Source organism: Bacteroidota bacterium, from assembly GCA_016711505.1.
GTDB lineage: Bacteria > Bacteroidota > Bacteroidia > AKYH767-A > 2013-40CM-41-45 > JADKIH01.
In genome coordinates this window covers 210,525-235,421 of record JADJSV010000002.1, presented here as the reverse complement: position 1 = coordinate 235,421, position 24,897 = coordinate 210,525, and the positions used below count along the sequence as shown (strand labels likewise).

The 24,897-nt window shown below is 35.3% G+C and carries 27 protein-coding genes and 2 pseudogenes; 20 read left to right on the top strand and 9 right to left on the bottom strand.

Going from position 1 to position 24,897, the window contains the following annotated elements; translation table 11 throughout:
• The first annotated feature begins 133 nt into the window (after window positions 1–133).
• The 4 genes from IPL24_04625 to IPL24_04610 all read left to right on the top strand — a co-directional run bounded on the left by IPL24_04625 (window position 134) and on the right by IPL24_04610 (window position 1,322).
• Window positions 134–328 carry a hypothetical protein gene (locus IPL24_04625; GenBank protein ID MBK8362972.1) on the top strand — a complete coding sequence of 65 codons (195 nt, stop codon included), beginning with the start codon at window positions 134–136 and terminating at the stop codon, window positions 326–328.
• Window positions 322–486 carry a hypothetical protein gene (locus IPL24_04620; GenBank protein ID MBK8362971.1) on the top strand — a complete coding sequence of 55 codons (165 nt, stop codon included), beginning with the start codon at window positions 322–324 and terminating at the stop codon, window positions 484–486. The genes IPL24_04625 and IPL24_04620 overlap by 7 nt, the downstream gene beginning before the upstream one ends.
• Window positions 487–500: 14 nt before the next feature.
• Window positions 501–845 carry a hypothetical protein gene (locus IPL24_04615; GenBank protein MBK8362970.1) on the top strand — a complete coding sequence of 115 codons (345 nt, stop codon included), beginning with the start codon at window positions 501–503 and terminating at the stop codon, window positions 843–845.
• A 225-nt stretch (window positions 846–1,070) separates the two neighbouring features.
• On the top strand, window positions 1,071–1,322 hold the full coding sequence (locus tag IPL24_04610; protein ID MBK8362969.1) for a hypothetical protein: 252 nt from the start codon (window positions 1,071–1,073) through the stop codon (window positions 1,320–1,322).
• Between the two features lie 386 nt (window positions 1,323–1,708).
• On the opposite strand, the pseudogene IPL24_04605 reads toward IPL24_04610, so the two are convergent.
• The 6 genes and pseudogenes from IPL24_04605 to IPL24_04580 form a co-directional block, all read right to left on the bottom strand.
• Window positions 1,709–2,588 (bottom strand): annotated as a pseudogene (locus IPL24_04605) (hypothetical protein).
• Between the two features lie 3 nt (window positions 2,589–2,591).
• Window positions 2,592–3,008 carry a hypothetical protein gene (locus tag IPL24_04600; protein ID MBK8362968.1) on the bottom strand — a complete coding sequence of 139 codons (417 nt, stop codon included), beginning with the start codon at window positions 3,006–3,008 and terminating at the stop codon, window positions 2,592–2,594.
• Window positions 3,009–3,263: 255 nt separating this feature from the next.
• Window positions 3,264–3,437 carry a hypothetical protein gene (locus tag IPL24_04595; GenBank protein ID MBK8362967.1) on the bottom strand — a complete coding sequence of 58 codons (174 nt, stop codon included), beginning with the start codon at window positions 3,435–3,437 and terminating at the stop codon, window positions 3,264–3,266.
• A gap of 194 nt (window positions 3,438–3,631) precedes the next feature.
• Window positions 3,632–3,847, bottom strand: a complete 216-nt coding sequence (locus IPL24_04590; protein ID MBK8362966.1) for a hypothetical protein — start codon at window positions 3,845–3,847, stop codon at window positions 3,632–3,634.
• A gap of 201 nt (window positions 3,848–4,048) precedes the next feature.
• Entirely contained in the window at window positions 4,049–4,192 is a 144-nt protein-coding gene (locus IPL24_04585; GenBank protein ID MBK8362965.1) for a hypothetical protein, read from the bottom strand.
• A complete protein-coding gene (locus tag IPL24_04580) occupies window positions 4,170–4,415 on the bottom strand; it encodes a hypothetical protein (protein MBK8362964.1) in 246 nt (81 codons plus the stop codon). The genes IPL24_04585 and IPL24_04580 overlap by 23 nt, the downstream gene beginning before the upstream one ends.
• A gap of 531 nt (window positions 4,416–4,946) precedes the next feature.
• On the opposite strand from IPL24_04580, the pseudogene IPL24_04575 reads away from it, so the two are divergent.
• The 5 genes and pseudogenes from IPL24_04575 (at window position 4,947) to IPL24_04555 (ending at window position 13,625) form a co-directional block, all read left to right on the top strand.
• A pseudogene (locus tag IPL24_04575) lies at window positions 4,947–9,283 on the top strand (CusA/CzcA family heavy metal efflux RND transporter).
• A 7-nt stretch (window positions 9,284–9,290) separates the two neighbouring features.
• Window positions 9,291–10,391, top strand: a complete 1,101-nt coding sequence (locus IPL24_04570; protein ID MBK8362963.1) for an efflux RND transporter periplasmic adaptor subunit — start codon at window positions 9,291–9,293, stop codon at window positions 10,389–10,391.
• Between the two features lie 423 nt (window positions 10,392–10,814).
• Window positions 10,815–11,147 carry an isoprenylcysteine carboxylmethyltransferase family protein gene (locus tag IPL24_04565; GenBank protein ID MBK8362962.1) on the top strand — a complete coding sequence of 111 codons (333 nt, stop codon included), beginning with the start codon at window positions 10,815–10,817 and terminating at the stop codon, window positions 11,145–11,147.
• A gap of 11 nt (window positions 11,148–11,158) precedes the next feature.
• Window positions 11,159–13,066, top strand: a complete 1,908-nt coding sequence (locus IPL24_04560) for a cation-translocating P-type ATPase (protein ID MBK8362961.1) — start codon at window positions 11,159–11,161, stop codon at window positions 13,064–13,066.
• Window positions 13,041–13,625 carry a class I SAM-dependent methyltransferase gene (locus IPL24_04555; protein ID MBK8362960.1) on the top strand — a complete coding sequence of 195 codons (585 nt, stop codon included), beginning with the start codon at window positions 13,041–13,043 and terminating at the stop codon, window positions 13,623–13,625. The genes IPL24_04560 and IPL24_04555 overlap by 26 nt, the downstream gene beginning before the upstream one ends.
• A gap of 215 nt (window positions 13,626–13,840) precedes the next feature.
• Here the strand turns inward: IPL24_04555 and IPL24_04550 are convergent, their stop codons facing one another.
• From IPL24_04550 to IPL24_04540, 3 genes are read right to left on the bottom strand one after another with little or no spacing between them, the layout of a single operon-like run.
• Window positions 13,841–13,984, bottom strand: coding sequence for a hypothetical protein (locus IPL24_04550; protein ID MBK8362959.1), 144 nt, complete (start codon window positions 13,982–13,984; stop codon window positions 13,841–13,843).
• Complete coding sequence (locus IPL24_04545; GenBank protein MBK8362958.1) at window positions 13,975–14,646, bottom strand: hypothetical protein; 672 nt, start codon at window positions 14,644–14,646, stop codon at window positions 13,975–13,977. The genes IPL24_04550 and IPL24_04545 overlap by 10 nt, the downstream gene beginning before the upstream one ends.
• Before the next feature lie 4 nt (window positions 14,647–14,650).
• Window positions 14,651–15,136 carry a hypothetical protein gene (locus tag IPL24_04540; GenBank protein MBK8362957.1) on the bottom strand — a complete coding sequence of 162 codons (486 nt, stop codon included), beginning with the start codon at window positions 15,134–15,136 and terminating at the stop codon, window positions 14,651–14,653.
• Between the two features lie 950 nt (window positions 15,137–16,086).
• On the opposite strand from IPL24_04540, the gene IPL24_04535 reads away from it, so the two are divergent.
• The 11 genes from IPL24_04535 (at window position 16,087) to IPL24_04485 (ending at window position 24,811) form a co-directional block, all read left to right on the top strand.
• Window positions 16,087–16,866: a T9SS type A sorting domain-containing protein gene (locus IPL24_04535; GenBank protein MBK8362956.1), complete on the top strand. Its 780-nt coding sequence runs from the start codon at window positions 16,087–16,089 to the stop codon at window positions 16,864–16,866.
• Window positions 16,866–17,378, top strand: coding sequence for a multicopper oxidase domain-containing protein (locus IPL24_04530; GenBank protein MBK8362955.1), 513 nt, complete (start codon window positions 16,866–16,868; stop codon window positions 17,376–17,378). The genes IPL24_04535 and IPL24_04530 overlap by 1 nt, the downstream gene beginning before the upstream one ends.
• 83 nt (window positions 17,379–17,461) lie before the next feature.
• Window positions 17,462–17,887: a hypothetical protein gene (locus tag IPL24_04525; GenBank protein MBK8362954.1), complete on the top strand. Its 426-nt coding sequence runs from the start codon at window positions 17,462–17,464 to the stop codon at window positions 17,885–17,887.
• Between the two features lie 68 nt (window positions 17,888–17,955).
• Window positions 17,956–18,480, top strand: coding sequence for a multicopper oxidase domain-containing protein (locus tag IPL24_04520; GenBank protein ID MBK8362953.1), 525 nt, complete (start codon window positions 17,956–17,958; stop codon window positions 18,478–18,480).
• A complete protein-coding gene (locus tag IPL24_04515; protein ID MBK8362952.1) occupies window positions 18,477–18,593 on the top strand; it encodes a T9SS type A sorting domain-containing protein in 117 nt (38 codons plus the stop codon). The genes IPL24_04520 and IPL24_04515 overlap by 4 nt, the downstream gene beginning before the upstream one ends.
• An 8-nt stretch (window positions 18,594–18,601) precedes the next feature.
• Window positions 18,602–20,035 carry a T9SS type A sorting domain-containing protein gene (locus IPL24_04510; protein MBK8362951.1) on the top strand — a complete coding sequence of 478 codons (1,434 nt, stop codon included), beginning with the start codon at window positions 18,602–18,604 and terminating at the stop codon, window positions 20,033–20,035.
• A 111-nt stretch (window positions 20,036–20,146) separates the two neighbouring features.
• On the top strand, window positions 20,147–20,365 hold the full coding sequence (locus tag IPL24_04505; GenBank protein ID MBK8362950.1) for a hypothetical protein: 219 nt from the start codon (window positions 20,147–20,149) through the stop codon (window positions 20,363–20,365).
• A gap of 108 nt (window positions 20,366–20,473) precedes the next feature.
• Window positions 20,474–22,369, top strand: coding sequence for an efflux RND transporter permease subunit (locus IPL24_04500; protein MBK8362949.1), 1,896 nt, complete (start codon window positions 20,474–20,476; stop codon window positions 22,367–22,369).
• Window positions 22,359–23,585 carry a TolC family protein gene (locus IPL24_04495; protein MBK8362948.1) on the top strand — a complete coding sequence of 409 codons (1,227 nt, stop codon included), beginning with the start codon at window positions 22,359–22,361 and terminating at the stop codon, window positions 23,583–23,585. The genes IPL24_04500 and IPL24_04495 overlap by 11 nt, the downstream gene beginning before the upstream one ends.
• Entirely contained in the window at window positions 23,560–24,417 is an 858-nt protein-coding gene (locus IPL24_04490; protein MBK8362947.1) for an efflux RND transporter periplasmic adaptor subunit, read from the top strand. The genes IPL24_04495 and IPL24_04490 overlap by 26 nt, the downstream gene beginning before the upstream one ends.
• Window positions 24,395–24,811, top strand: a complete 417-nt coding sequence (locus IPL24_04485) for a hypothetical protein (GenBank protein MBK8362946.1) — start codon at window positions 24,395–24,397, stop codon at window positions 24,809–24,811. The genes IPL24_04490 and IPL24_04485 overlap by 23 nt, the downstream gene beginning before the upstream one ends.
• Window positions 24,812–24,897: the final 86 nt, after the last annotated feature.

The following is a 24,897-nucleotide window of genomic DNA, read 5'->3' as shown; positions in this document are numbered from 1 at the left end:
AACGGGTTGGAACAAATAATTAATTCAATTAAATCAGATTTTAGAATTGAGATAAATAATAACAGCAAGGAGTTTAAAGATCTTGCCAAATGGAAAGGCGAACTTGTTAACTTAACCATGCAAACTGGTCTATTTGAAAAAACTGCGCAAAGAAAAAAAGCTATTTGAAGACGACGTTAAAAAACTTACAGAGAAAATAAGTAAACAAGAAACCATAATAGAAGATATCAAAAGCAATGCGATTTATCGGAATGCTTTTGAGTGGAGGTTTGAATTTCCTGAAGTGTTGGACGATGAAGGGAGTTTTGAAGGTTTGATGTTATTGTAGGGAATCCACCTTACATTTCAAGTAAGTCATTTAATAAAAACATCATTCAATATTTGAGTGACAATTACATAACTTCTCAATACCAACTTGACTTATATGTTAGCTTCATTGAAAAAGGGATATCCATATTAAAAGAAAACTATCGATCTCATTTATAACACCTAATTCTTGGTTGAAAAATATCACATTTACAAAATGCAGAGAATACATTTTAAATGCTGTCAAAATTCAATCAATTTTTCCAAATTTAGAAAGTGTATTCCAAGAAGCTTCGGTCGACACATTAATTTTTCTTGCCTTAAAAGGCAAAGGAGACTCCAACGTAAAAGTATACTCATTCAAAAATCAAGTTCCATTTATTAAGCATTCCATAGAACAGAAGCGGTTTAGCGAAAATGAAAGACTAGTTATAGATGTTGAATCGCAGAATGAAGTGTTTAAATTATTAGAAAAGATTAGAGCAAAATCAATTAAGTTACAAGACATTGCTGAAATAACACGAGGGGTAAATCCTTAGATAAATATAGGGGCCAATCTGAGGAAGTAATCAAAATAAGGTTTACCATTCTGATCACAAAAAGATCCAGCTTCATTCCAGAATTAAGAGGAAAACATGTAAATAGTTATTCGTACAATTGGGATAAAAAACATTATATCAGTTATGGTGAATGGTTAGCCGCTCCTCGTGAGATGAAATATTTTCAAGGATTGAGATTAATTATGAGGCAAATGTGGCGAAAAATTGAATTGTACATTAATTGAAGAGAAATTTATTATTGATCAAAGTGTTTTTATTGCTACGCCGAATAAAGAAAATAAGAAGTATTTTTACGGAGTTCAAGGCCTGCTTGGTTCAAAATTAATTTCCACTTATTTTAAATATTCGAGTAATGAATTTGATGCATTATTTCCAAAGATCAAGATTGGAGAGTTTAAGGAGCTGCCTGTTTTTAAAGATTTAAGTGAGAAATACTTTATTAGAACCTATCGTTAAAAATATTACTAATAAAGAAAGAAAATCCACTTGCTGAAACCAAACATCTTGAAAAGGAAATAGACGATATTGTAAATAACCTTTACACTTTGACCGATTCAGAAATCAATATTATTGGAAAAGAATAGATGGGTGCGTTTGAAAACTACAGTTATTTAACTTCAGAATTGATAGAAATATATACGAAGTATGCTTCAAATATTTTTTAGATAACAATGGTCGAATTTGTAATAGAACCATTGAACTAATTTCGAATATAGAACATCAATATAAAATTACTACTAATCGACTTAAAAAATTACAGAAGTAAAACAACCGGTAATTTCACTATTTACAAGAAGGTGAAGTTACACAGATGCATTTAGATAGTTTTTTTGAAAATCATTTTATGCCAAATAGAATAATTGAATTTGTAATTTTTGATTTTCACAAAAGCATCTACTACGCACGGAACCTGTGCTAAATTCTTTTTTTATATCGGCTGCTCTTCTTTCAGGCGGAAAAGCAGCCAATATAAGATAGTGGGTCAAGCAGGCCTTGATTCTTTTTAATTTGATAATTGAATTTATAACTAACACTGCAAGTATCGTGAATAAAATTATGGATGACCCAAGCGTCCCGAAATTTAATCCGCCTTTGTCTTGTGTCTTCGTCAGCAAATCGCCAAAGGTTGCACCAAATGGTCTTGTAAGAACAAATGCTAACCAAAACAAAAATCACATGAGATACTTTACTAAAGTAGTAAGCCAAAACAATTAGGGCTAGTAAACTGCCAATTAGAAGTGCTCCACCTGCAAAACCAAGACCGGAATTATCTGCAAGAAAATCGCCTAGCGCTGTTCCCAAAGTATTGGAGAATAAAATTGCTGTCCAGTAAAACACTTCACCTCGAATTGATCTAATGTTTGTTACCGACAAAGACTTTTCTGTTATTTTCCAAATTATGAGTGTCGTAACTAAGAGGGAAACTAAAATCAAAGAACCTGTTGCATAGCCTAAACCTAAAGTCCTGTCCATATAATCGCTCATAGTTGTCCCTGCCGTGCTTGTCGCAAGAATAACTGACCAATAGATAATTGGGTGGAACATTTTACTGGAAAGTTGAACAATAAGCGTTGCAAAAAAGAAACTCAAAAGAATTGCTGAACTAACTGCATAGCCAACATTCATTGTCATGGAAAGTAAATCGCCTGCGGTTTCGCCAAGCGTGGTTGCACAAATTTTCATTATCCAAAATGAAAGTGTGATTGCCGGAAGTTTATTCATGGCTTAAACTGTCTCGGTTTCACTTGAATTGTCGCCAATATAGTAGCGGTAATATTCGTATGCCATAAACCACAATGAATATACTGTTATTCGCCCCCAAAAGTCAATAAATGGTAGTGTTGCTAAGTCGGGAGAAAGCTTATTCATGTAACCAAGTGTCAAAAAAACAGGAATGTTTAAGCATACAATAGTAATGATGATGCTTTTTAAAATGCTTTTCTGTGGTAAATACTTTCTGTAAAGTGCATAGCCCGTAAACCAAAGTGAATAGACACATAGCCGTCCCCAAAAGTCAATGAATACAATGGCTCTTGGTGTGTCGGAAAACACATGCAGATAAGCAAGCAAGAGAAAGATGATTGCGTTTGCCGCCACAAGTGTTCCTAACACTTGCTGAATTATTTTTTTATTTTTTGTCATTTTGCTTAAGATTAAAAAAGGCAAAACACTTTATTGTTTTGCCTTTTTGGTTATTATTCTTTCACTTCTGTTCCATCTGCTTTGTAAAATACTTCAACAGTCTTTGAACCTCCTTTCATTTCCACTTCATAAATTGTCCCTTGTTTGGAAGTTTCAATTCTTGAAACAGCTTTTGGCGTCACCCCCTATGTGAAGTATTAAACGCTGTCTGCACTTGATTTGGAAGTTGATTAAAAGTAGTTGGAGTTTCGGTTTCTAACCCCATTCGCCTGTGTCGCTAAAGTTGGCTGCATAGTTTTCACCATTCTGTACAAACGATGCTTCGTATTCGTGAGCATTTTCTTTGTCCCACTTTACTTTAGTAGCGTTTGGAAATTTCTGATTGAACGCTGTCGTAACAGCCGTTGGTGTTTTGCCTTGGGCAAACATGTCGCAAAGGCAATAAAAGAACCATTGCAACGAAAATTATTTTTTTCATTGTTTGCTTGATTAATTGTTATTGAAATTGAACTGTCGCTTAATAAAAAGCAACTACGAAAGATCAAGCAAATATCGGAGGTCTAAAAAATTTTGTGATGTAGTCTGATGGAAGAAAGTTTAAATTGGGAATTGATGGTTTGGACTCATTTTGATAAACTGTGAAATGGAAAAAAGGCAAAGGAAGTAATGAGCGTAACCTGCTTCTGTCCGTGATGCTGTGTTTGATTTGTAGAGTGTGGTTTCTGTTCGTCACCGTTTTCATGTTTGTCAAACAGACTATCAATGTTTACCAAATGGTCTGTAACAAAGTCAATAGGTGTCATGTCCTTGTCTTCAGTCGCTTTACAGTGGCGATACATTTCAGGTATGTCTTGCAGCAAAGAAAAGTCACCTAAGGGCAAACAAAAAGTCCCAAAAGAGTAAAACGCTAAAAAATATATTTATTGCTTTTTCAACTTTGCTTTTGAATATTTATACATTCTTAAAATTGCAGTAAATTTAAATTGACTTTTTTATAAAAAAGCGCAATCGTTATGAGATGATTGATGTTTTATATGCCATTATTTCTTGCAACACTCATCCAACTTAGAATAAGCAACCGGATCAGCTTTTACTTCATCAGCATCAAAACCATATTTTGAAATTAGTTGTCGAATAGCTTCAGGGTTGGTCTTTTTGGAGTTATAAGTTACTTTGATAGTCATTGCTTTTTTCATCAAGTTGAACTGCTTCAATACCTTTATCAAAAGTTAAATCACGTTCAATTTTTCCTCCACAACTTTCACATTCTTTGCAATGATCACAATAGATGTTGGTTTTGATGACAAGTGTATCTGCATCTTTTGCTTGTATGAAATTCGAAATCGTAAATAAGAAAAGTAAGGTGAAAATAACCTTCATTTTATGGAATGCGTTCATGGTTTTCATTTTTTAGATTATTAAAGGTACGAAACAAGAGCAAACAGTAATGAAAAATACATGAAAAAGCACTTTTCTTTCAAAAATTGGTAATTTAGGAACTTTCACTACTTTTGCCTTGTGAACATTTTCAGGCGGATCTTTAGTTTTTCACTTGTCATCTATCTGATGACGATAATGCTCATGCCCTGTAATGACATTTGCGATTCGCATAAACTTGATGTCACTTCTTCAGTTCAGAGCGCTTCAGAACATCATCAAGAGGAGGATGACATGTGCAGTCCGTTTTGTTTCTGTTCATGCTGTTCAACTGCAATGAACATTCATTACTTACCAAATATTACTTTCCAAGCCAAACCTGCATTACAGGACTTTGTTCTTTTCGATCAACAGTTTTTTTCAATAGACAATTCTTCTATCTGGCAACCGCCTAAAATCAGTTAATGAATTTCTAAACTCGTTGTCAACGAGTAATCACTTTTTCTACTTAGCATTTGCTTTGTAGTAATCTGTGTATTTATTCATTTTAACTGATATATAATGCTCGATAAAATAATTGCGTTTAGCATAAAAACAAGTTCATCATTGGTTTGATGACTTTTGCACTAATAATCTGGGGCGTATGGAGTGCAACCCAACTTTCAATTGATGCAGTACCTGACATCACAAATAATCAAGTTCAAATCATCACTGTTTGTCCTACACTTGCCGGACAGGAAGTTGAACAATTAGTAACCTATCCCATTGAACAAAGCATAGCTAATCTTCCAGACCTTGTGGAGTTGCGAAGCATTTCGCGCTTTGGGCTTTCTGTAGTTACTGTTGTGTTTGATGACAAGGTTGACATTTATTTTGCCCGTCAACTGATAAATGAAAAACTAAAAGAAGCGGAAGAAGATATACCCGCCGGAATTGGCAAACCGGAACTTGCCCCTGTCAGCACAGGTTTAGGAGAGGTTTATCAGTATATCATTCACCCAAAGAAAGGGAGTGAAAGCAAATACACTTCAATGGACCTTCGCACTATGCAGGACTGGATTGTTGCCCGACAACTTTACGGAACACCGGGAATTGCAGAGGTGAATAGTTTTGGAGGACAATTGAAGCAATATGAAGTGTCACTCAATCCTGATCGACTTATTGCAATGGGAATAACAATACCGGAGGTCTTTACTGCTCTTGAAAAAACAATGAGAATACCGGAGGAGCATATATTGATAAAAAACCAAATGCATATTTTATAAGAGGAGTTGGTTTAATTAGAACTTTTGAGGACATCAAAAACATTGTAGTTAAAACAAATCCGAACGGAATTCCTATTTTAATAAAGGACATAGCTGAGTTGCGTTTAGGCAGTGCTGTAAGGTACGGCGCTATGACTTACAACGGAGAAGTTGATGCTGTTGGGGGTATTGTTATGATGCTAAAGGGGGCTAATAGCGCAGAGGTTGTGGATAGGGTTAAAAGTAAAATGACTACAATTCAAAAATCCTTGCCTGATGATATAATCGTTGAACCATTTCTTGATAGAACTGATCTTGTCAAAAGATCTATGAGTACGGTTGAAAGGAATCTGATTGAAGGAGCACTAATTGTAATTTTAGTGCTAGTCTTGTTTTTAGGCAATCTTCGGGCAGGCTTAATTGTAGCGTCTGCTATACCACTCTCAATGCTTTTTGCTCTTGGACTAATGAATGTTTTCGGTGTCAGTGCGAATCTAATGAGCCTTGGAGCAATTGATTTCGGATTAATTGTAGATGGTGCGGTAATAATTGTTGAAGCATCTTTGTTTAATATAGAGCAACGAAGAGAGAAAAATCGACTTTCTCAAAATGAAATGGATTTGGCTGTTGGAGGTAGTGCTAAACGAATGATGAACAGCGCAATATTTGGACAAATTATTATCATGATCGTTTACCTTCCTATTCTTAGTCTAATTGGAATTGAAGGAAAAATGTTCAGACCAATGGCACAAACAGTAGCCTTCGCAATCTTAGGAGCTATGATTCTTTCATTGACTTATATCCCAATGATGAGCGCTTTGTTCTTACCTAAGCACTTAAGTCATAAGAAAACTTTCAGCGACAAGATGATGTCCTATTTGCAAAGTAAATATGCTCCTCTGCTTGCAAAGGCAATCGGAATTAAAAAAACGCTTGTAGCCATTACAATTGGCTTCTTTATTCTTGCAGTGTTCATATTTTCAAGAATGGGTGGAGAATTTATTCCAACATTGCAAGAAGGCGATTTTGCTTTTCACTGTATTCTTCCTCAGGGAACTTCGCTTTCTCAAAGTCTTGAAACTTCAATGCAAGCGTCCCGCTTAATAAAAGAATTTGATGAGGTAAAAATGGTTGTCGGTAAAACGGGAGCAGGTGAAGTGCCAACCGATCCAATGCCACCTGAGGCAACAGATTTAATGATCATTTTAAAAAGTCCTGATGAATGGAAAAGAGAAATTACATACGATGAACTTGCTGAAGAATTTGAAAAAAGTAAGTGTCATTCCCGGAGTTTTCTTTGAAAAAGAACCAACCAATCCAAATGAGGTTTAATGAACTTATGACAGGAATTAGACAAGATGTTGCTGTAAAAATCTTTGGTGAGAATATGGATACTCTAGTAAGTTATGCGAATAAAGTAAATTCAGTTGTGAAGAACATTGAAGGAGCTACAGAACCAAGTGTTGAAAGAGTTGAAGGTCTTCCGCAAATTGTCATTAACTATAACCGTTCACAGATTGCAAACTATGGATTAAATATTGAAGATATTAATCACATTGTTAGTACAGCATTTGCCGGACAATCTGCGGGCGTTGTATATGAGAATGAGAGGAAGTTTGATTTGGTTGTGAGACTTGATAGCGCAAATCGAAGTAACATTGAAGATGTAAGTCATTTATATATTCCGACTGCGACTGGAACTCAAATTCCTCTTTCACAAGTAGCGGAAATAAAAATGGAATTAGGTGCTGCACAGATCAGTCGAGAAGACGGTAAGCGGAGGATTGTTGTCGGCTTCAATGTTTCTGGGAGAGATGTTGAAAGCGTTGTTACAGATATTCAGAAAGAACTAGATCAGAAGGTAATATTACCGGAAGGATATTATTATACTTATGGCGGAACATTTGAAAACCTTCAAGCTGCAAGTAAACGATTACTGATTGCTTTACCTGTGGCTCTTGCATTAATATTTTTGATGCTATATTTCACTTTCAATTCTGTTAAACAGGCAACTCTTATTTATTCTGCAATACCAATGTCTGCTATTGGAGGTGTGTTTGCGCTACTAATTAGAGATATGCCTTTCAGTATTTCAGCGGGGGTTGGTTTTATTGCATTATTTGGTGTAGCTGTACTAAATGGAATCGTTTTGATAGGAACGTTTAATCAACTTGAAAAAGAGGGAATGTCAGATATTATTGAAAGAATTAAAACTGGTACAAAGATGCGCTTGCGTCCGGTTCTTATGACAGCAACTGTAGCTTCATTAGGATTTCTTCCAATGGCTCTTTCTCATGGAGCGGGTGCAGAAGTTCAGCGACCACTGGCAACCGTAGTAATAGGTGGTTTGCTTTCAGCGACCTTCTTAACTCTGTTTATTCTTCCTTTGCTATATCTGGTTTTCTATTCAGGACGTAAAGTAAAGATCGGTTCGACGATGATTATTGCTATATTTTGCTTAAGTCATTTAAAGTAAATGCTCAGCAAAATCTGAGTTTGCCTGATGCAATAAATAAAGCACTAAAAGACAATTTAGAAATCCAATCTGAACAACTTAATATAAAATCCTCAGCAGCATTAAAAAAATCTGTATTTGAACTTCCTAAAACAGAGATTCAATATCAATACGGTCAATATAATAGCATCAATAAGGATAACGGATTGTCAATTCAGCAAAATATTCCTTTTCCTACGGTCTATTCAGCAAAGGCTGGTTTATATAAAGCAGAATTTGAAGGTGCAGAGCTAAAAGGGAATGCAAAAATCAATGAAGTCAGAACGCGAATAAGATCGTTATTTTATCAAATGCAGTATTTACGAAACGTAAATGTTAAACTCAATTCTCTTGATAGCCTTTATTCCAATTTTGTAAGTGCTTCTGAAGTACGTTATAAAAGCGGTGAAAGTAATTTGCTAGAGAAAGCAACAGCAGAATCAAAACGGGGACAATTAACTATCTTAAAGACACAATACGAAAGAGAATATTCAGAAGTCTATCTTTCATTAAAATCACTTTTAAATCTAAAAGATGAATTTGTGTTGATCCCGGAAGCAGACACATTGATTTTTAATCTTACAGAATTAACGGACACTTCCTTCTCAATGAAAATCCTCAATTAAAACTGATATTTCAAGAGGCTTTGATTGCGGAGAAAACAAAGCAAGTAGAATCTGCAAATGTTCTTCCTGAATTTAGTATTGGATATAACAATCAAAGTATAATTGGTTTTCAGAATGTAAATGGTAGCGAAGTTTACTATGAATCTGATAAACGATTTACAGGATTTAATTTTGGTGTTAATATACCTCTGACTTTCTTTAGCAGCAGTTCACGGATCAAGTCTTATAAATTCAGGCAGCAATCATTAGTAAAAGAAAGAAAAAATGAAAACGGATATTGTAGTCCATTTTCAGAATGCATTGAATAAGTATGAGCAGAGTCGTTCTGTCTATAGCTATTATAGATCAACAGGATTAAACAATTCAGATGTTGTTACCAATACAGCTAGCGTTGGTCTAAAGTCCGGCGAAATTGGTTATATCGAGTATCTCAATGCTCTTCAAACAGCAATTGACATACAACTTGCCTATCTCAATGCTGTCAATCAAATGAATCAGTCTGTGATAAATTTAAATTACTTACTTAACAAATAATCTTAAAATGAAAAACATAATCACCATAGCAGCTATTGCACTGACATTTTTTGCTTCCTGTAAAGATAATCATAATCACAAGGAAGAAGAAACCGAGCATCATGAATCAGAGGAGTTTTCAAATTCGGTTTCGCTTTCACCGGAACAAATAAAATCAATCAAAATAGAATTAGGAAATATTGAGAAAAAGCAGTTAACGGCTTCATTAAAGGCCAATGGTATTCTCAAAGTACCCAATCAAAATAGAGCTACTGCAACTGCTTCATTGGGCGGAGTAATTAAATCGATTCTAGTTCAAACCGGAAATGAAGTTAGAGAGGGACAAGTGATAGCAACGATTTCAAACAATTCATTTATAATAATGCAAGAAGAATTCATAAATGTTTCTGCAAAATCCGTATTTGCAGAACAGGAACTTGCAAGGCAAAAAGATTTACAGCAGGGAAATGCAGGCGCTTTGAAAAATCTGCAAAGTGCCGAATCAGAATTAAAGTCCTTAAAAGCGAGAAAATCAAGTTTAAGAAAACAGTTGGAATTAATTGGTTTTAATACAGAGAATATTACATCTGACAACATTCAATCTGTTGCAAATATAAAAAGTCCAATCAATGGTGCGATAAGTAATGTACTTGTTAACATAGGAAGTTATGTAGAAGCTAATAATCCTATTGCTGAAATAGTAGATAATGATCAACTGCATTTGGATTTATATGTATATGAAAAGGATTTGGCAAAATTAAAAGTAGCTCAAACTATTCACTTTACGTTAACCAACAATCCCGGTAAGGAGTATGATGCAGACGTCTTTGCAATCAGCAATACATTTGAACAAAGTACTAAAGCAATAGCAGTACATGCTACCGTAAAAGGTAATCGGCAAGGTCTGATTGACGGAATGAGTATTACAGCTTTAGTTAGTTTAGAGAATGCCACTGTTGATGCAATACCAACAAACGCTATTGTAAGCAGTGAAGGACAAGACTTTATATTTATTGTAACTGAAAAGGAAGCAGAAGAAAAGCATTCAACCGCAGAAAAAGTGAGGAGGCACATGATCATGAGCATCATGAAGAATTACCTGAAGGCTCTCTTACATTTGAAAGAATAGCAATTAAAAAAGGGACTACCGATATTGGCTATTCTGAGATTTCATTGCTTCAGGATATACCTCAAAACAGCAAAGTAGTAGTGAATGGCGCATTTTTTCTATTAGCCAAAATGACTAATCAGGGTGAAGCCCACGAACATTAAAATTAGAAACATGATTAACATTCTTAAAATATACTTGCCAATCTATTTATTAATTTATCTGTTACTTATATTCATTATTCCGTCTTACCGTGTTTATAAGTTAAAAGGAATAAATCCTATAACTTTTAAGCGGTCAGACAGTGTGCATGATTATATTGGTCTTGTAATGAAAATAATAGTCATAGGGATTGCATTAAATATCTGTCTATATTCCTTAAGTGATAAGTATTACAATTTCCTTAGCTCAATTCACTATTTAGATAATAAGAATTCCAAAATTGTGGGCTTAGTTATCATCCACGCTTCTTTGATTTGGATAGGTATAGCACAAAAACAAATGAAAGAAAACTGGCGAATTGGAATTGATGAAATTAACAGTACGGATCTTGTTACTAGTGGCGTGTTCAAAATAAGCCGCAATCCTGTATTTTTAGGAATGATCCTGACGGCTTCCGGTTTGTTTTTGATTTTACCTAATGCATTAAGTTTAACAACCCTCGTCCTAACATATTTTATTATACAGATTCAGATAAGATTGGAGGAAGCTCACTTGAAAGTCCAACATGGTGAAAAGTATTCTATGTATATGCTCCAAACTCACAGGTTAATTTAATTTTAATTCAAATGAAGATACCAATAAACGATAAAAAATTTCTCTTTCTTCTTTTTGCGGTAATAGTAGTTGTAACACTTGAAATTCTTTCTCTCACTGGAATAGAAGTGCCTCCTCTATACGCTCCGTATGTATTTGCAGTATTAATTATAGGATTTGGCTACAGCGTCCTTTGGAACGGATTAAAAGCGCTTGTGAAGCTTAAATTTAGTAGTATTAATTTATTGATGCTTATAGCAGTTGTAGGTGCATTTTATCTGAAGGAATATCCAGAGGCAGCAGTTGTAATTGTCCTTTATGTTCTGGGTGAAAGATTAGAGGATATAGGAATCGAGAACAGTAAGAATGCACTGGATGAATTGGTTTCTAAATCACCTAAAATAGCTACATTAAAGGAAGGTGGTGAAATACAGATTGATCAAATCGCCATAGGTTCAATTGTTCAAGTTAAACCGGGCGGAATGATTCCATTGGATGGAAAGATTGTGTCAGGAAATACAACAGTTGATGAAGCTGCAATAACAGGCGAACCAATTCCTAAAGACAAGCATGAAGGGGACTTTGTTTTTGCTGGAACTCTCAATAAGAACGGTTTCATCGAAATTGAAACTACTAAATTGTCAACAGACACTACCTTTTCAAAGATCATTAAATTGACATTTGAAGCTCAAGCAACAAAATCAGATACACAGAAGTTCATTCAAAAATTCTCGAAGTATTATACACCTTCCATTATTATTTTGGCAGTTCTTGTTTTTTGCATACCTGTTTTCATTTTAGATCAACCTTTAGAAAAATGGTTACAGCAAGCAATTACATTGTTGGTGATAGCTTGTCCTTGTGCTTTAGTAATTTCTACTCCTGTCGCTATTTATGCTGCAATAGGAAATGCTTCTTCAAAGGGAATTATAATTAAAGGTGGTAAGTATCTTGAAGCAATGGCAAAGATTAAAGCTATTTGTCTTGACAAGACCCGAACTATTACCTTTGGGAAGCCAATCGTTTCAGATGTTATTCCAATGAATGGAACTGATAAAGAAGAATTACTTGCCTGTGCTTCGGGTGCAGAGGTTTTTTCTGAACATCCTTTAGCGGAAGCGATTATTGATGCGGCAAAAAAAGAAGGATTAACTCCGCATCAAGTTGAGAATTTCAAAAGTGTTGCGGGTAAAGGTGCAATTGCGGAGTGTCTTGTTTGCGAAGATGAAACCATTTTCATTGGTAAATTAAGTTTTATAGAAGAGCATCAACCTGTGACTGAGGAAGCAGAAAAAATAGTAGAAAAACTTTCTTCAGAAGGGAAAACAAGTGTAGTTGTAAGTTTTGGTAATGGTGTTGCAGGAATCATTGGTTTAATGGATGAAATTAAACCGGACAGTAAAGAAGCAATAAGTCAGCTTCAAAATATGGGAGTAAATGTAATTATGTTGACAGGAGATAGTGATAAAGCTGCTAAACACACATCTGCAATTGTAGGAATAAATGAAAGCTATGGTGGGTTATTGCCGGAAAATAAATCAGAAAAAATAAAAGCTCTTCTAACAAAGTATAAAAATGTTGCAATGGTAGGTGACGGTATTAATGATGCTCCCGCACTTGCACAATCGACTGTTGGGATTGCAATGGGGGCAGCAGGAAGTGATACAGCTATTGAAACTGCTAATATTGCATTAATGAATGATAGGCTTTCCCTTATCCCTTTTCTAATTCAACTTTCGAAAAGAACACTCAGAACAATCAAGATCAATACTACAGGAGCAATTGCCGTAAAAGTGATATTTATTATTCTCGCTTTTATGGGTTATAGCAATTTGGTTTTTGCGATTGCTGCTGATGTTGGTGTAACCTTAATAGTAATATTGATAAGTTTAAATCTAATGACATTGGGAAAAAGTGTATTCAACCAAGCAACCAAATGAAGTTAGTTGGACACAAGAAATCCCTAAAACGTCATTAGATTTTTTTCATAGCTTTAATTTGCCGAAGTCTGCAAATATAATTGATATAGGAGGAGGTGATAGTAATCTTGTTGACTATCTACTCAATGAAGGCTATGAAAATATTTCTGTTCTCGATATTTCGGAAACGGCAATTAATAGGGCGAAGCAACGGCTTGGAGAAAAAGCTATAAAAGTAAATTGGATTGTGAGTGATGTAACAGAGTTCAAACCTTCATCGAGTTATGATTGTTGGCACGACAGGGCAACTTTCCATTTCCTTACAAGTTCAGATGATATGAATGTTTATCTCGAAACTGCACGACAAGCTGTAAATGGATATATGGTTATAGGAACTTTTTCAGATAAGGGGCCGAAAAAATGCAGTATGCTTGATGTACACCAATATACTGAAGAAGAACTTCAACATCAGTTAAGTGATGGTTTTACTAAACTGAAATGTTTGACCGAAGATCACAAGACACCGTTCAACACCATTCAGAATTTTTTGTTTTGTAGTTTTAAACGGCTTATAAATTGAACTACTTAGGAATCAGCCAATGAATTAAACTCATTCGTCTAGTTCCGATAAGCAGTTCTGAGGTTGATGCACTTAAGTGCCCACTTTACATGCAATTCCCAGAACTGCTATCATTAAAACTTCCAAAGAATAAATATTTTTAACCCTACTTGTTTATTTGAAACTTAAGTGAATATTTTCTATCCGTTGAATTGAGAGTAACGAAATAAATTCCATTACTTAAATAATTTCGGAACAAGTTCCTGATGAAAACCAACAGCAATTTCACCTTCATTTTTTTCAAATAGAATCCTTCCGGTAATATCTGTTATGCTCAAAATTATTTTTGATGATTGCTCGTTAATCCAGCTTATTTGCACATAATCAATTGCCGGATTAGGATAAACCTTGATTGAATTAATCTTAACATCAATTGGTTGAATACCGATATTAGGGAGTACTTAGCAATATTATTTACAGAAGTTCCAGCAGCATTTGTAAATGAACCACCAATGTAAAGCTCATTGTGATAGACAGCAAGAGAATTCACTTGGCCGTCTATTCCTGTTCCGATACTTGACCAAGAAGAACCATCCCACATTCCTAAATTGCTTGATGAGGTTGAGCCACATGAACCAAAATTACCGCCAATAAATAGATGTCCATTATAAGCACACATTGCACTAACTACATTATCGCCCATTCCTGAACCATCGATGTCTCCAAGTGAGGACCAATTTGAACCGTTCCACATTGCCAAGTTGTGCATGTCATTTGTTCCTGCGTGCTCAAACATGCCACCTGCGCATAAATTTCCATTGTAAACACAAAGTGAATGCACCATGCATTGTCCCATTCCGGAAGTGAAGCCACTACCAACAGAACGAAAATTGGTACCATCCCATTTACAAATTCGATTGACGGTAATCCCGCCTGCAATAGTAAAATCTCCACCGATATATAGAGCATTATTCCAAACGCACATAGCTTCAACATCATCATTAGTTCCGGTGCCAATTTGATTCCATTGGAGCCAGACCATTTTGCTATATGTTTAAAGTGGTTGCACCTGAAGAAGTAAAATCGCCACCTGCATAAAGTTCGTAGTTGAATGCTGCCAATGCATGTACAGGTTGATTAAAACCGTCTCCTACAGCATACCAACTAGTTCCATCCCATCTTGCAATATGATTGCATGCAACTCCACCAGCCTGTGTAAATTCGCCTCCAACATATAAATCACCATTAAACATGGCGAAACACCATACTGAATCATTACACCCATTATTTCCCATCATCGACATTGGAAAATAGGTACTATCATTCCAATAACCACAATGATTTATCGTATCCATTCCAGAATTATGAAATCCACCTCCAACATATAAGCAATTTCGCATTGAGTCCGGATACATGCAATGGATTCCACCATTAGTTCCATTTCCTGCCGGACCACATTGAGCATTTGTGTTATTGAATGAGAAAAGTAGCCCAAGCACAATTATTATATTATGTAGATATTTCGTTTCCATTTTCTTTTTTTTAGTATATATTATATTGATTTGTAAATCTCCATTAATGAAATCAGGAATGAGATGATATACCTCATTACGAGAAATGATAGAAATCACCTAAATAAATGTTTTAGGCTCTCCTTTCCACATACTTTTCGCTGAATGAAAGTGAAGTAATCTTATTTTGAAGCAGGGTTTGATTTTAATGCCATTTGAAATAATGCAGCTTTTTTGAAACAAGGACTCATCTTTTTAAAAATTTAGACCAAAACTTCCTTTACACCCTTTAATCTCTTCAAATCCTCATAAAATAGGTTCAAACTCAGTCCAGTGAGGAGTACAAATGCAGTTTGTGAGTTTCATCTAAAAAGATTTAAATATTTCATTTCTAAGTAAATTTCGAAATTTGTATGAAACCCCTGATTCTTCAATCAATTGGTTAAATTCAATTTAATCTTTCATTTTTTGAAGTTAAATGCAAATAGCTTATCTTCGACCTTAATGAAGCGATTGATCTCCTTCCTTATTTTGATTATTTATTCCGTGACCACCTTCGGTGTCGGACTTCAATTTCATTATTGCGGAAAAAATTAGTTCTGTGCAGATTGTTTTTACAGATGAACATTCTTGCAAATGCGGTAAAGGGGAAATGAATCCCGATTGCTGTAAAAATGAGATCAAGTATTTTAAAGTTAAGTCTGTTCACAGTAAATCTTCAACCTCTTCATTTCTTAATTACCAGTTCTCATTATTAATACCAACGATTTTTGATGTTAAATCTCTTATCTCTTTTTCTGAATACGTCCATTTCTCATTGGACAAACCACCGCCTAATTTAAATCAGGCTCCTATTTACAAGCGAAACAGTACTTTCTTAATTTGAAATAATACTTTCTATTAAGCGTCGCCTCCATTTCGGAAGGGCGACTATTCCTATTTATACATAATTCAAAAAACAATAAAACAAAATGAAAAAATCATTTTATCTAATGATTGCTTTGATGTTCGTTTCGGTGATTTCCAAAGCTCAAACGACTGCGATGGATTTTACAAAAGTTGATTGCGATGGTCAATCACATCATTTATTCTCTGAACTTGATTCAGGTCAGGTTGTGATCATGGAATTTGTCATGACTTGCAATTCTTGTATAGCTGCTGGGCATGCTATTGAGGCAATGGTCATGGATCTTCAGGCAGAATATCCGGGCAGAGTAAAGTGGTATCAGATCGCTTACACGAATAGCTACACTTGCGCTACTATGTCCGGATTCAAAAACACAAATGGATTCAATAGTGCAATATTCGATCAGGGTGCGGCATTGGTTGCTTATTATGGAGGCTTCGGAATGCCAACTGTAGCAGTTGCTGCAGGGTCAGGACATGATGTGCTTTTTACAAATGTGGGATTTTCCATAAGTGATACAACTGCAATTGGTATTGCGGCAAGAAACTTCTTTGCAACGTCAAAAGTAAATGATTTACCTGCAACAATTGAAAATGTTTCATTGTATCCAAATCCTGTGAATGATCTATTCTCAATTGAATTGAATATGAAATCAAAGACTAATGTTACGATCAATCTGTTAGATGTTTCAGGAAAATTAATTCGCGAGATTGCAAATGAAGAAGCCAACAGCGGAATCCATAAAGTAAGTTCGAACCTGTCTAGCATCCCATCCGGTGTTTATACAGTACAAATCCTTAGTAATGGCAAATCAATTAACAAAAGAATAAATATTGCTCACTAATGAAAAACAAACAATCAATATTCAATTTATTAGCAGTGACGATCCTTTTCGTCATTGCTAATAAATCGTATTCACAAAATCCTTTATTTATTCCACCCACTTTGTCGGGTACAAATTTCAATTTAACGGTTCAAGCGGATTCAACGGAATTTTTTGCAGGCCATCAAACCCCGACTTATGGTGTTAATGGAAACATTCTTGGCCCAACGTTGATTTTAAATAAAGGTGACAATGTAACACTGAATGTAACAAACAATATTCCACCGGTTACAACTATGCACTGGCATGGTTTACATGTTCCTGCACATGCGGATGGTGGTCCACACCAAATGATCATGCCGGGAGCAACCTGGTCGCCTTCATTTACCGTAATGAATGATGCTGCAACATATTGGTATCATCCACATGGTCAAAATCGTACTGATATTCAAGTTTCAAAAGGACTTGCAGGATTAATAATAGTGAAAGACAGTGCTGAATCAGCATTGAATTTACGAGAACTTATGGAATAGATGATGTTCCACTTATAGTTCAGACCAAATGTTTTGATGTACTATATCAGACAGCAATTGCTACTGTGTTTGATACTGTGCCAATGATCAATGCGACCATCGATGCTTTTTTTAATGCACCTGCGCAAGTTGTGCGTTTTAGATTACTCGATGGTGCATCTGATCGTTCATTCTTATTTGGTTTCTCAAACAATATGACTTTCTATCAAATCGCAACGGATGGTGGTTTAGTTAGATCCCCTATTGCAAAAAACCGATTACAATTATCACCCGGAGAAAGAGCTGAAATTCTAATTGATCTTACCGGAATGCAGGGGCAAACTATTTCAATGATGAATTACGGCAGTGGATTACCTGATGGAATTCTAGGTGCTCAAAATGTTGGAAATGGAATGAGTCAAATTCCCGACTACAACCTGAATTTCTTAAATGGTGCGGATTATGATCTTCTTGAAATAAATGTTGTTGCCCCAACACTTAATCCGTTACCTCTATTCCAACTTCATTAGTTAATTTCCAACCAATTGATGCTAGTCTGATAAACAGAACAAGAGATATCGTTTTTGCGCCACAAACTATGGGGCCGATGGAAATGGTTGAAGGTCCATTTACAATCAATGGACATCAATTTAGTATGGATACGATAAACGATACTACCTATTTAAATCATGTTGAAAAATGGACTTTAATAAATAATACACTGATCGCCCATCCATTTCATATTCATGATGTACAATTTTATGTCACCGATGTCAATGGTATTTCTGTTCCTGTTTCAGAACAAGTGAAGAAGGATGTTGTTTTAGTCATGCCTAATGAATCAGTATCCTTTATAACCAAGTTTGAAGATTTTGCAGACACCATACCTTACATGTATCATTGTCATTTACTACACCATGAAGATGATGGTATGATGGGATCGTTTGTTGTTTTACCAGGAACATCAGATATAAATAATCCAAGTAAGAATATTGAAGTGTTAGAATGCAGTCCTAATCCCGTTTCCGGATCTGTAAGGATTTCACTGAAAGGTTTTGAAAAAGAAATAGAATACTCTGTATTTAATAGCTCAAACCAGACTGTGCTCTCTCAAAAAAATTGAATTACAATTCATCAGAATTTATTATTGACTTGCACAGTATTCAATCAGGTATATATATTTTAAGAGTTACTGACAACCATAAATCTCAGTATTGTAAAATAATTAAACTATAATCTAACAAATGAAATATCTTATCCTACTTCTCTCAATATTATTTATCCTAAGAGCAGATGCCCAGCAAGTGACATGGTCATCTGAAGTCACCGTTGCAATGTCAATGGATGGGAACCTTCATCCTAGAGTTGTTACTGATGCTTCAGGAAATCCTATGATTATTTGGGGAAAAGGATCGTCAAATGAATGTAAATTCTCCAAGTGGAACGGAACAATGTTTACAAGCCCTATAACGATCAACCCACCTTCAATCCCTGTATTTACTGCATCTTGGGCCGGGCCAGACATTGCTTCACGAGGAGATACAGTTTACATTGTGATCAAAGAAACACCCGAAGATGTTAACCCGATTTACATTGTCAGTTCTTTTGATGGTGGACAGTCATTTTCATCACCAATTCAAGTGGATTTCGTTACTCCTGACCTTAGTCGGTTTCCAACAGTTACAATAGACGATTCAGGAAATCCAATAGTTGGGTTTATGAAATTGGATCCTAACTTTTCAAATGCAAGATGGATGGTAACAAGATCTTCGGATTATGGAAATACTTTTATAACAGATGTTTTAGCAAGTGGCTGGTCAGGTGGCGTCGTATGTGATTGCTGTCCGAGTTCAATTGTAAGCGAAGGAAATACTGTTGCTATGCTTTATCGTGACAACCTAAACAATATTAGAGATAGCTGGACAAGTATCTCAATGGATAATGCTATATCGTTTACAAACGGCTGGAATGTTGATTTAAATAATTGGATGATTATGGCTTGTCCGTCTACGGGACCAGATGGAGTTATCGTTGAAGATTCTCTGTATTCGGTTTTCATGAATGGTGCAAGTGGTTCTCCAAAAGTTTATTTCAGCAGTTCGTCTATCAGTAATATGTCGCTTACATCTGTTCAACAATTATCAGGTAATAATGATCAGAACTACCCACGAATCTCAAACTATGAGTCTGCCGTCGGAATAGTGTGGAAGGAAACAGTTTCAGGTGAAAATAAAGCACTATTACGGTTTTCATCTGATATAAATAACGGCTTGAATCCGGTAACTGACACAATTGCTAATGCAGGAGTTGTGAACGCAGACGTTGCAATTCATGATGGAAATGTCTATGTCGTTTGGCAAGACGATATTTCAGGAACTGTAAAATTCAAAAGTGGTATTTATATTCCGACGACAAATATTTCTGTGGTTGAAACGGGTAGAATTTTATTGTATCCTAATCCCGCGGGTTCTGAAGAAATTAAAATGCTACTTAGTGCGGTTCCAGATGGAGAGTACAATTTTAAAATTGAAAATGTTTTAGGGCAATGTACTATTAACAGCAAATGTCAGGTAATCAATGGAGAAGTAAATTTGAAAATTTCTCCTGAAAATGGAATGTATGTTTTAAAAATTGAAACAGAAAAGGGAGAATTGTTAAGCAAATTTATCAGACAATAAATATAAAAATGCTTGATAAAAGATGGCATGTAAGCATTCAAGATGGATTCAAAATGTAATTTATTAGAAGCGAGAGTGAACAATAAAACAAGGTTAATAAATAAATAAAATATGAAAAAAGCATTTGTAATTTCCGCTATTGCAGTTTTAATGGTAGCGTGTTCATCACCAAAAGATGGATCAACAACAAGCACATTTACTCTCGACACGTCAAAAGTTGATTCGGGAAAAACATTTTTTCAGTGTCCAATGCACTTGGAAGTAATTTCAGCGAAAGCAGATAATTGTCCTAAGTGTGACATGGCCTTGGAAAGTGTTGTAAAGCAATAGTTATATGCTGTATTACAGGACAGAAGTCATATTTTAAAAAATTGTTTATTGTAACTTGTGCTGTTATTAATAAATAGTTTCGCTATTTTTTTAAAAATAATTGCAAAGGTGGAAAGTAAAGAACGATTACAAATTATTGAAAAGTCCTCGAAACAGGTAGGGCCTGGTGTGTTTTATTCAACCATCGTTGTAATTACCTCTTTTCTCCCCGTTTTTTTACTTACCGGTATTGAAGGAAAAATGTTTCATCCACTAGCTTGGACAAAATCTTTCATACTTATTATTGATGCATTTCTTGCTATTACGCTTGCACCTGTTTTGATTTCATTTATTCTAAAAGGGAAATTAAAACCTGAAAGTGCAAACCCTGTAACGCGGGTCTTGGAGAAGATTTACTCTCCTATTTTGAAATGGTGCTTGCATTGGCGAAAAACAGTAATAGCACTAAATATAATAGCGCTCACCGTTGGTGGTATTATGTTGTTTCGAATGGGCTCAGAGTTTATGCCTCCATTGGATGAAGGCTCTATACTGTTCATGCCTGTAACACTACCAGATGTATCAAATTCTGAGGTTAAAAGAATTTTACAGGTACAGGATAAATTAATTATGTCAGTTCCTGAAGTAGGAAATGTATTAGGCAAAGCTGGCAGAGCAAACACAGCGACCGATAATTCTCCAATCAGTATGATTGAAACAATTATTCTATTGAAACCAAAGGCACAATGGAGAATCGGTATAACCAAGAACGAGATAATTAACGAATTGAATGCAAAGTTGCAAATTCCAGGTGTAGTTAACGGTTTCACTCAACCTATTATCAACCGAATCAACATGCTTTCAACAGGAATAAGAACAGATGTAGGATTGAAAATTTATGGACAGAATCTAGATTCCATCTATACTCTTGCGGTAAAAATGAAAAATGAATTGCAAGGGATCAATGGCATTAAAGATTTATATGTTGAACCCGTTACAGGAGGGAGATATGTGGATATTACAGTGAAAAAAAACGAAATTGGGAAATATGGTTTGAGTGTGGATGATGTGAATATGTATGTTGAAACTGCATTAGGGGGAATGAATCTAACTACAACAATTGAAGGCAGAGAACGATTTACGGTGAATGCACGGTTCGCACAGGACTACAGAAACAGTTTAGAAGCCATAAACCAAATTCCAATAAAAACTATGAATTATGGAACCGTTCCGCTTTCATCAGTAGCTGAAGTAACTGTTTCGGAAGGTCCACCAATGATTAACTCAGAAAACGCTATGTTGCGGGGAACAGTATTGTTCAATGTACGGGATCGTGACTTGGGAAGCACAGTGAAAGAAGCACAAGACAAATTGGACAAAATGTTTTCCAAACTTCCGAAAGGTTACAACCTTGAATGGAGCGGTCAATATGAAAATCAAATTCGTGCGAACAAAACATTAAAATTTATAATGCCAATTGTTCTTATTATCATTTTTATGGTATTGTATTTTACTTACAAATCATTGAAAGAAGCTTTACTGACTATTATTACTGTTCCGTTTGCATTAATAGGCGGAGTGTATATGGTTTATTTCTATGGAGTGAATTTATCAGTTGCCGTTGCCGTTGGTTTTATCGCATTGTTTGGTGTAGCAATTGAAACAGCAATGTTGATGGTTATATACCTTAATGAGTATATGGAAAAGTTGGTTAAAGATAAAGGTAATTCAAATGAAACTATTTCAAAGGCTGATTTACGTAAATACATAATGGACGGTGCCGTTCAACGGTTGCGGCCAAAATTAATGACTGTTTCCGTTTCGCTCTTTGGCTTAATTCCTATACTCTGGTCAACTGGTACGGGCAGCGATGTGATGTTGCCAATTACAATTCCCTTGATTGGCGGTGTAATTACTTCTACTATTTATGTCTTATTGGTAACACCTATAATTTATGAAATGGGAAAGGAAAGAGAATTAAAAAAACATGGAAAAATAATCCTGCCGGGAATAAATGAAGAATAATAAAAGAATATTGCTATTTATTTTTTGTGTTTGTGCAATTCAAACATTCGGACAAGTGTTGACAATTGACTCAGTTTTGAGTAGGATAGAAAGTAATAACCCAATGCTCAAAATGTATGATGAGCAAATCAATGCTGCGAATAATTATTCGGAGATGGCAAAAAGTTGGATGCCTCCCACTTTTTCTACAGGTCCGTGGCAAGCTCCCTACAAAAACTTTAGCGATGGGATGTGGATGATAACAGGAGAACAAATGATTCCGAATCCTGCAAAACAAAAGGCGAATTATCAATTTATGCAGGGCATGGCTTCAATTGAACAACAAGGAAAAGCTGCAAAGAAGAATGAAATGTTCGCAATGGCTAAAACGAATTATTACGAATGGATAGTGCTGCAAAAGAAATACTATGTATTGATGCAAACCGATTCCCTTTTAAATTATATCGTTCAGGTTGCACAAAATCGTTTCACCTTTAACAAAGAAAAACTCAATAACATTTACAAATCTCAGGCAGACTTATTTGAATTACGCAATATGGAAGCAATGTTGGTTGGCGATATGAAAATGAAAAATATTGAACTTAACACTCTCATGAATATTGACAAGTCATATGAGTTTGATGTTGATACCTCATTCATATCATACGATTATGAATTGCAGTTAATTGATACTTTCCTTATTACAACATCACGCAGCGATATCAAACAATTTGATGCAAATATTGGCTTACTTAAATTCCAACAGCAATACGAAAAATCGAAACGCTTGCCTGACTTTGGAATTTCACTAAGTCACATGCAATCACTGGGTATGATGCCTAATCAGTATTCAGCAATGGGAATGATGACAATTCCAATTGCGCCGTGGGCAACCAAAGAATACAAATCAAATATTAAAGGGTTGAACAACACCCTCAATGCTATAGGTTATCAAAAACAATCTCTTGTCAATGAAACAGCAGGGAAAATAGCCTCATTGCAGACACAAATGAAATATTCAAAGCAGCAACTAACTAATTATACCAATCTGATAATTCCAACCTATTTCAAGAGTTATGAAACCTCAATGCTTGCCTATGAGCAAAATACAGAGGATCTTTTTGTCGTACTTGATGCGTTGAAGATGCATCGAATGGCAAAAATGAATGAATTAGACCAATTGAATGTACTTTTTAAATTACAAGTAGAATATGAAAAAGAATTGGAAATTCGATAAGGGCATGGCAAGAGGCAATGGGATCGTTGCTTTCTCGGTGTTTATCGGGATTGCAATTCTGATTTTCATCTCGTCTTGTAGTAGCCGAGACGAACACAAACACATTCAGGCAAACAAGACCAGTGAGTTGGAAGGCTTAGAACAACCAACTAATCAAACAGTATTTAGTGACGTAAAAACAATTCTACCTATGCAACAAACGATCACGCCCCGATTAAATGCAATAGGCGTAATTGTTTACGATCCTCGCTCACTCAACAATATCAGCGCACGGTTCAGTGGGCGAATTGAAAAATTGTATGTGCGCTTCAATTTTGAAAATGTTTTTAAAGGTCAGCGAATCATGGATATCTACAGTCCGGAAATTTTGACTGAACAACAAAATCTAATTTATCTTTTGAACAGTTCTATTAAGGACTTTCCGCTCATCAATTCATCTAAAACTAAATTACAATTGCTAGGATTAAACAATGAACAACTTAAACAAATTGAAACCACGAAACAACCGATAAATCCATTACCAATATACAGCCCTTATACTGGGCACATTCATGATTTAGGAATTAGCAGTGGAGTTACTTCTGCTGCACCTTCCAAGGGGAATGGAATGAGTTCAGGAATGAATACAACTAGTGAATCGCCCACACAAATGCAAGTTGAGAATCTTTCCTCCTCAAGAACCTCCGCACTTTCAATTAAGGAAGGAATGTATTTGCAAAGTGGTCAGGCATTTTTTTCGGTTTACAATATAAGTCAGGTTTGGGCAGTGTTGGATATATTTCCACAAGATGCTGCACTAATCAATATAGGTGATAAAGTCTCTCACTACTGAAGCAAATCCAACTACTGTTATTCAATCCACCATCAGTTACATTGAACCTGTTGCCGGTCAAAATTATTCTGCAATTAAAGCAAGAGTGTATTTGAAGAATTCCCAAGACCGACAACTTAAAATAGGTACTCTGGTTTCTGCTAATATTACTTCATCAGAAATTAAGGGAATATGGTTGCCACGAAATGCAATTGTAAACTTAGGATATAATCAAATCGTATTTGTAAAATCAGAAAACTGTTTTGTTACTAAATTAATACAAACGGGAGCTTTCACAGATTCATTGGTTCAAATAAAATCCGGATTAAAAGAAAATGAAATGGTTGCTGCCAATGCACAATTTATGGTAGACAGCGAAAGCTTTATTCAAACCGAAAATAATGTACAGAAATAAAATAAATATCGCAAACCAAGTCATGATGCTTTTTTTTAGCATCCATTCTGTTGCTAATTTCATGCAAAAAAAATAATAATCAGGCC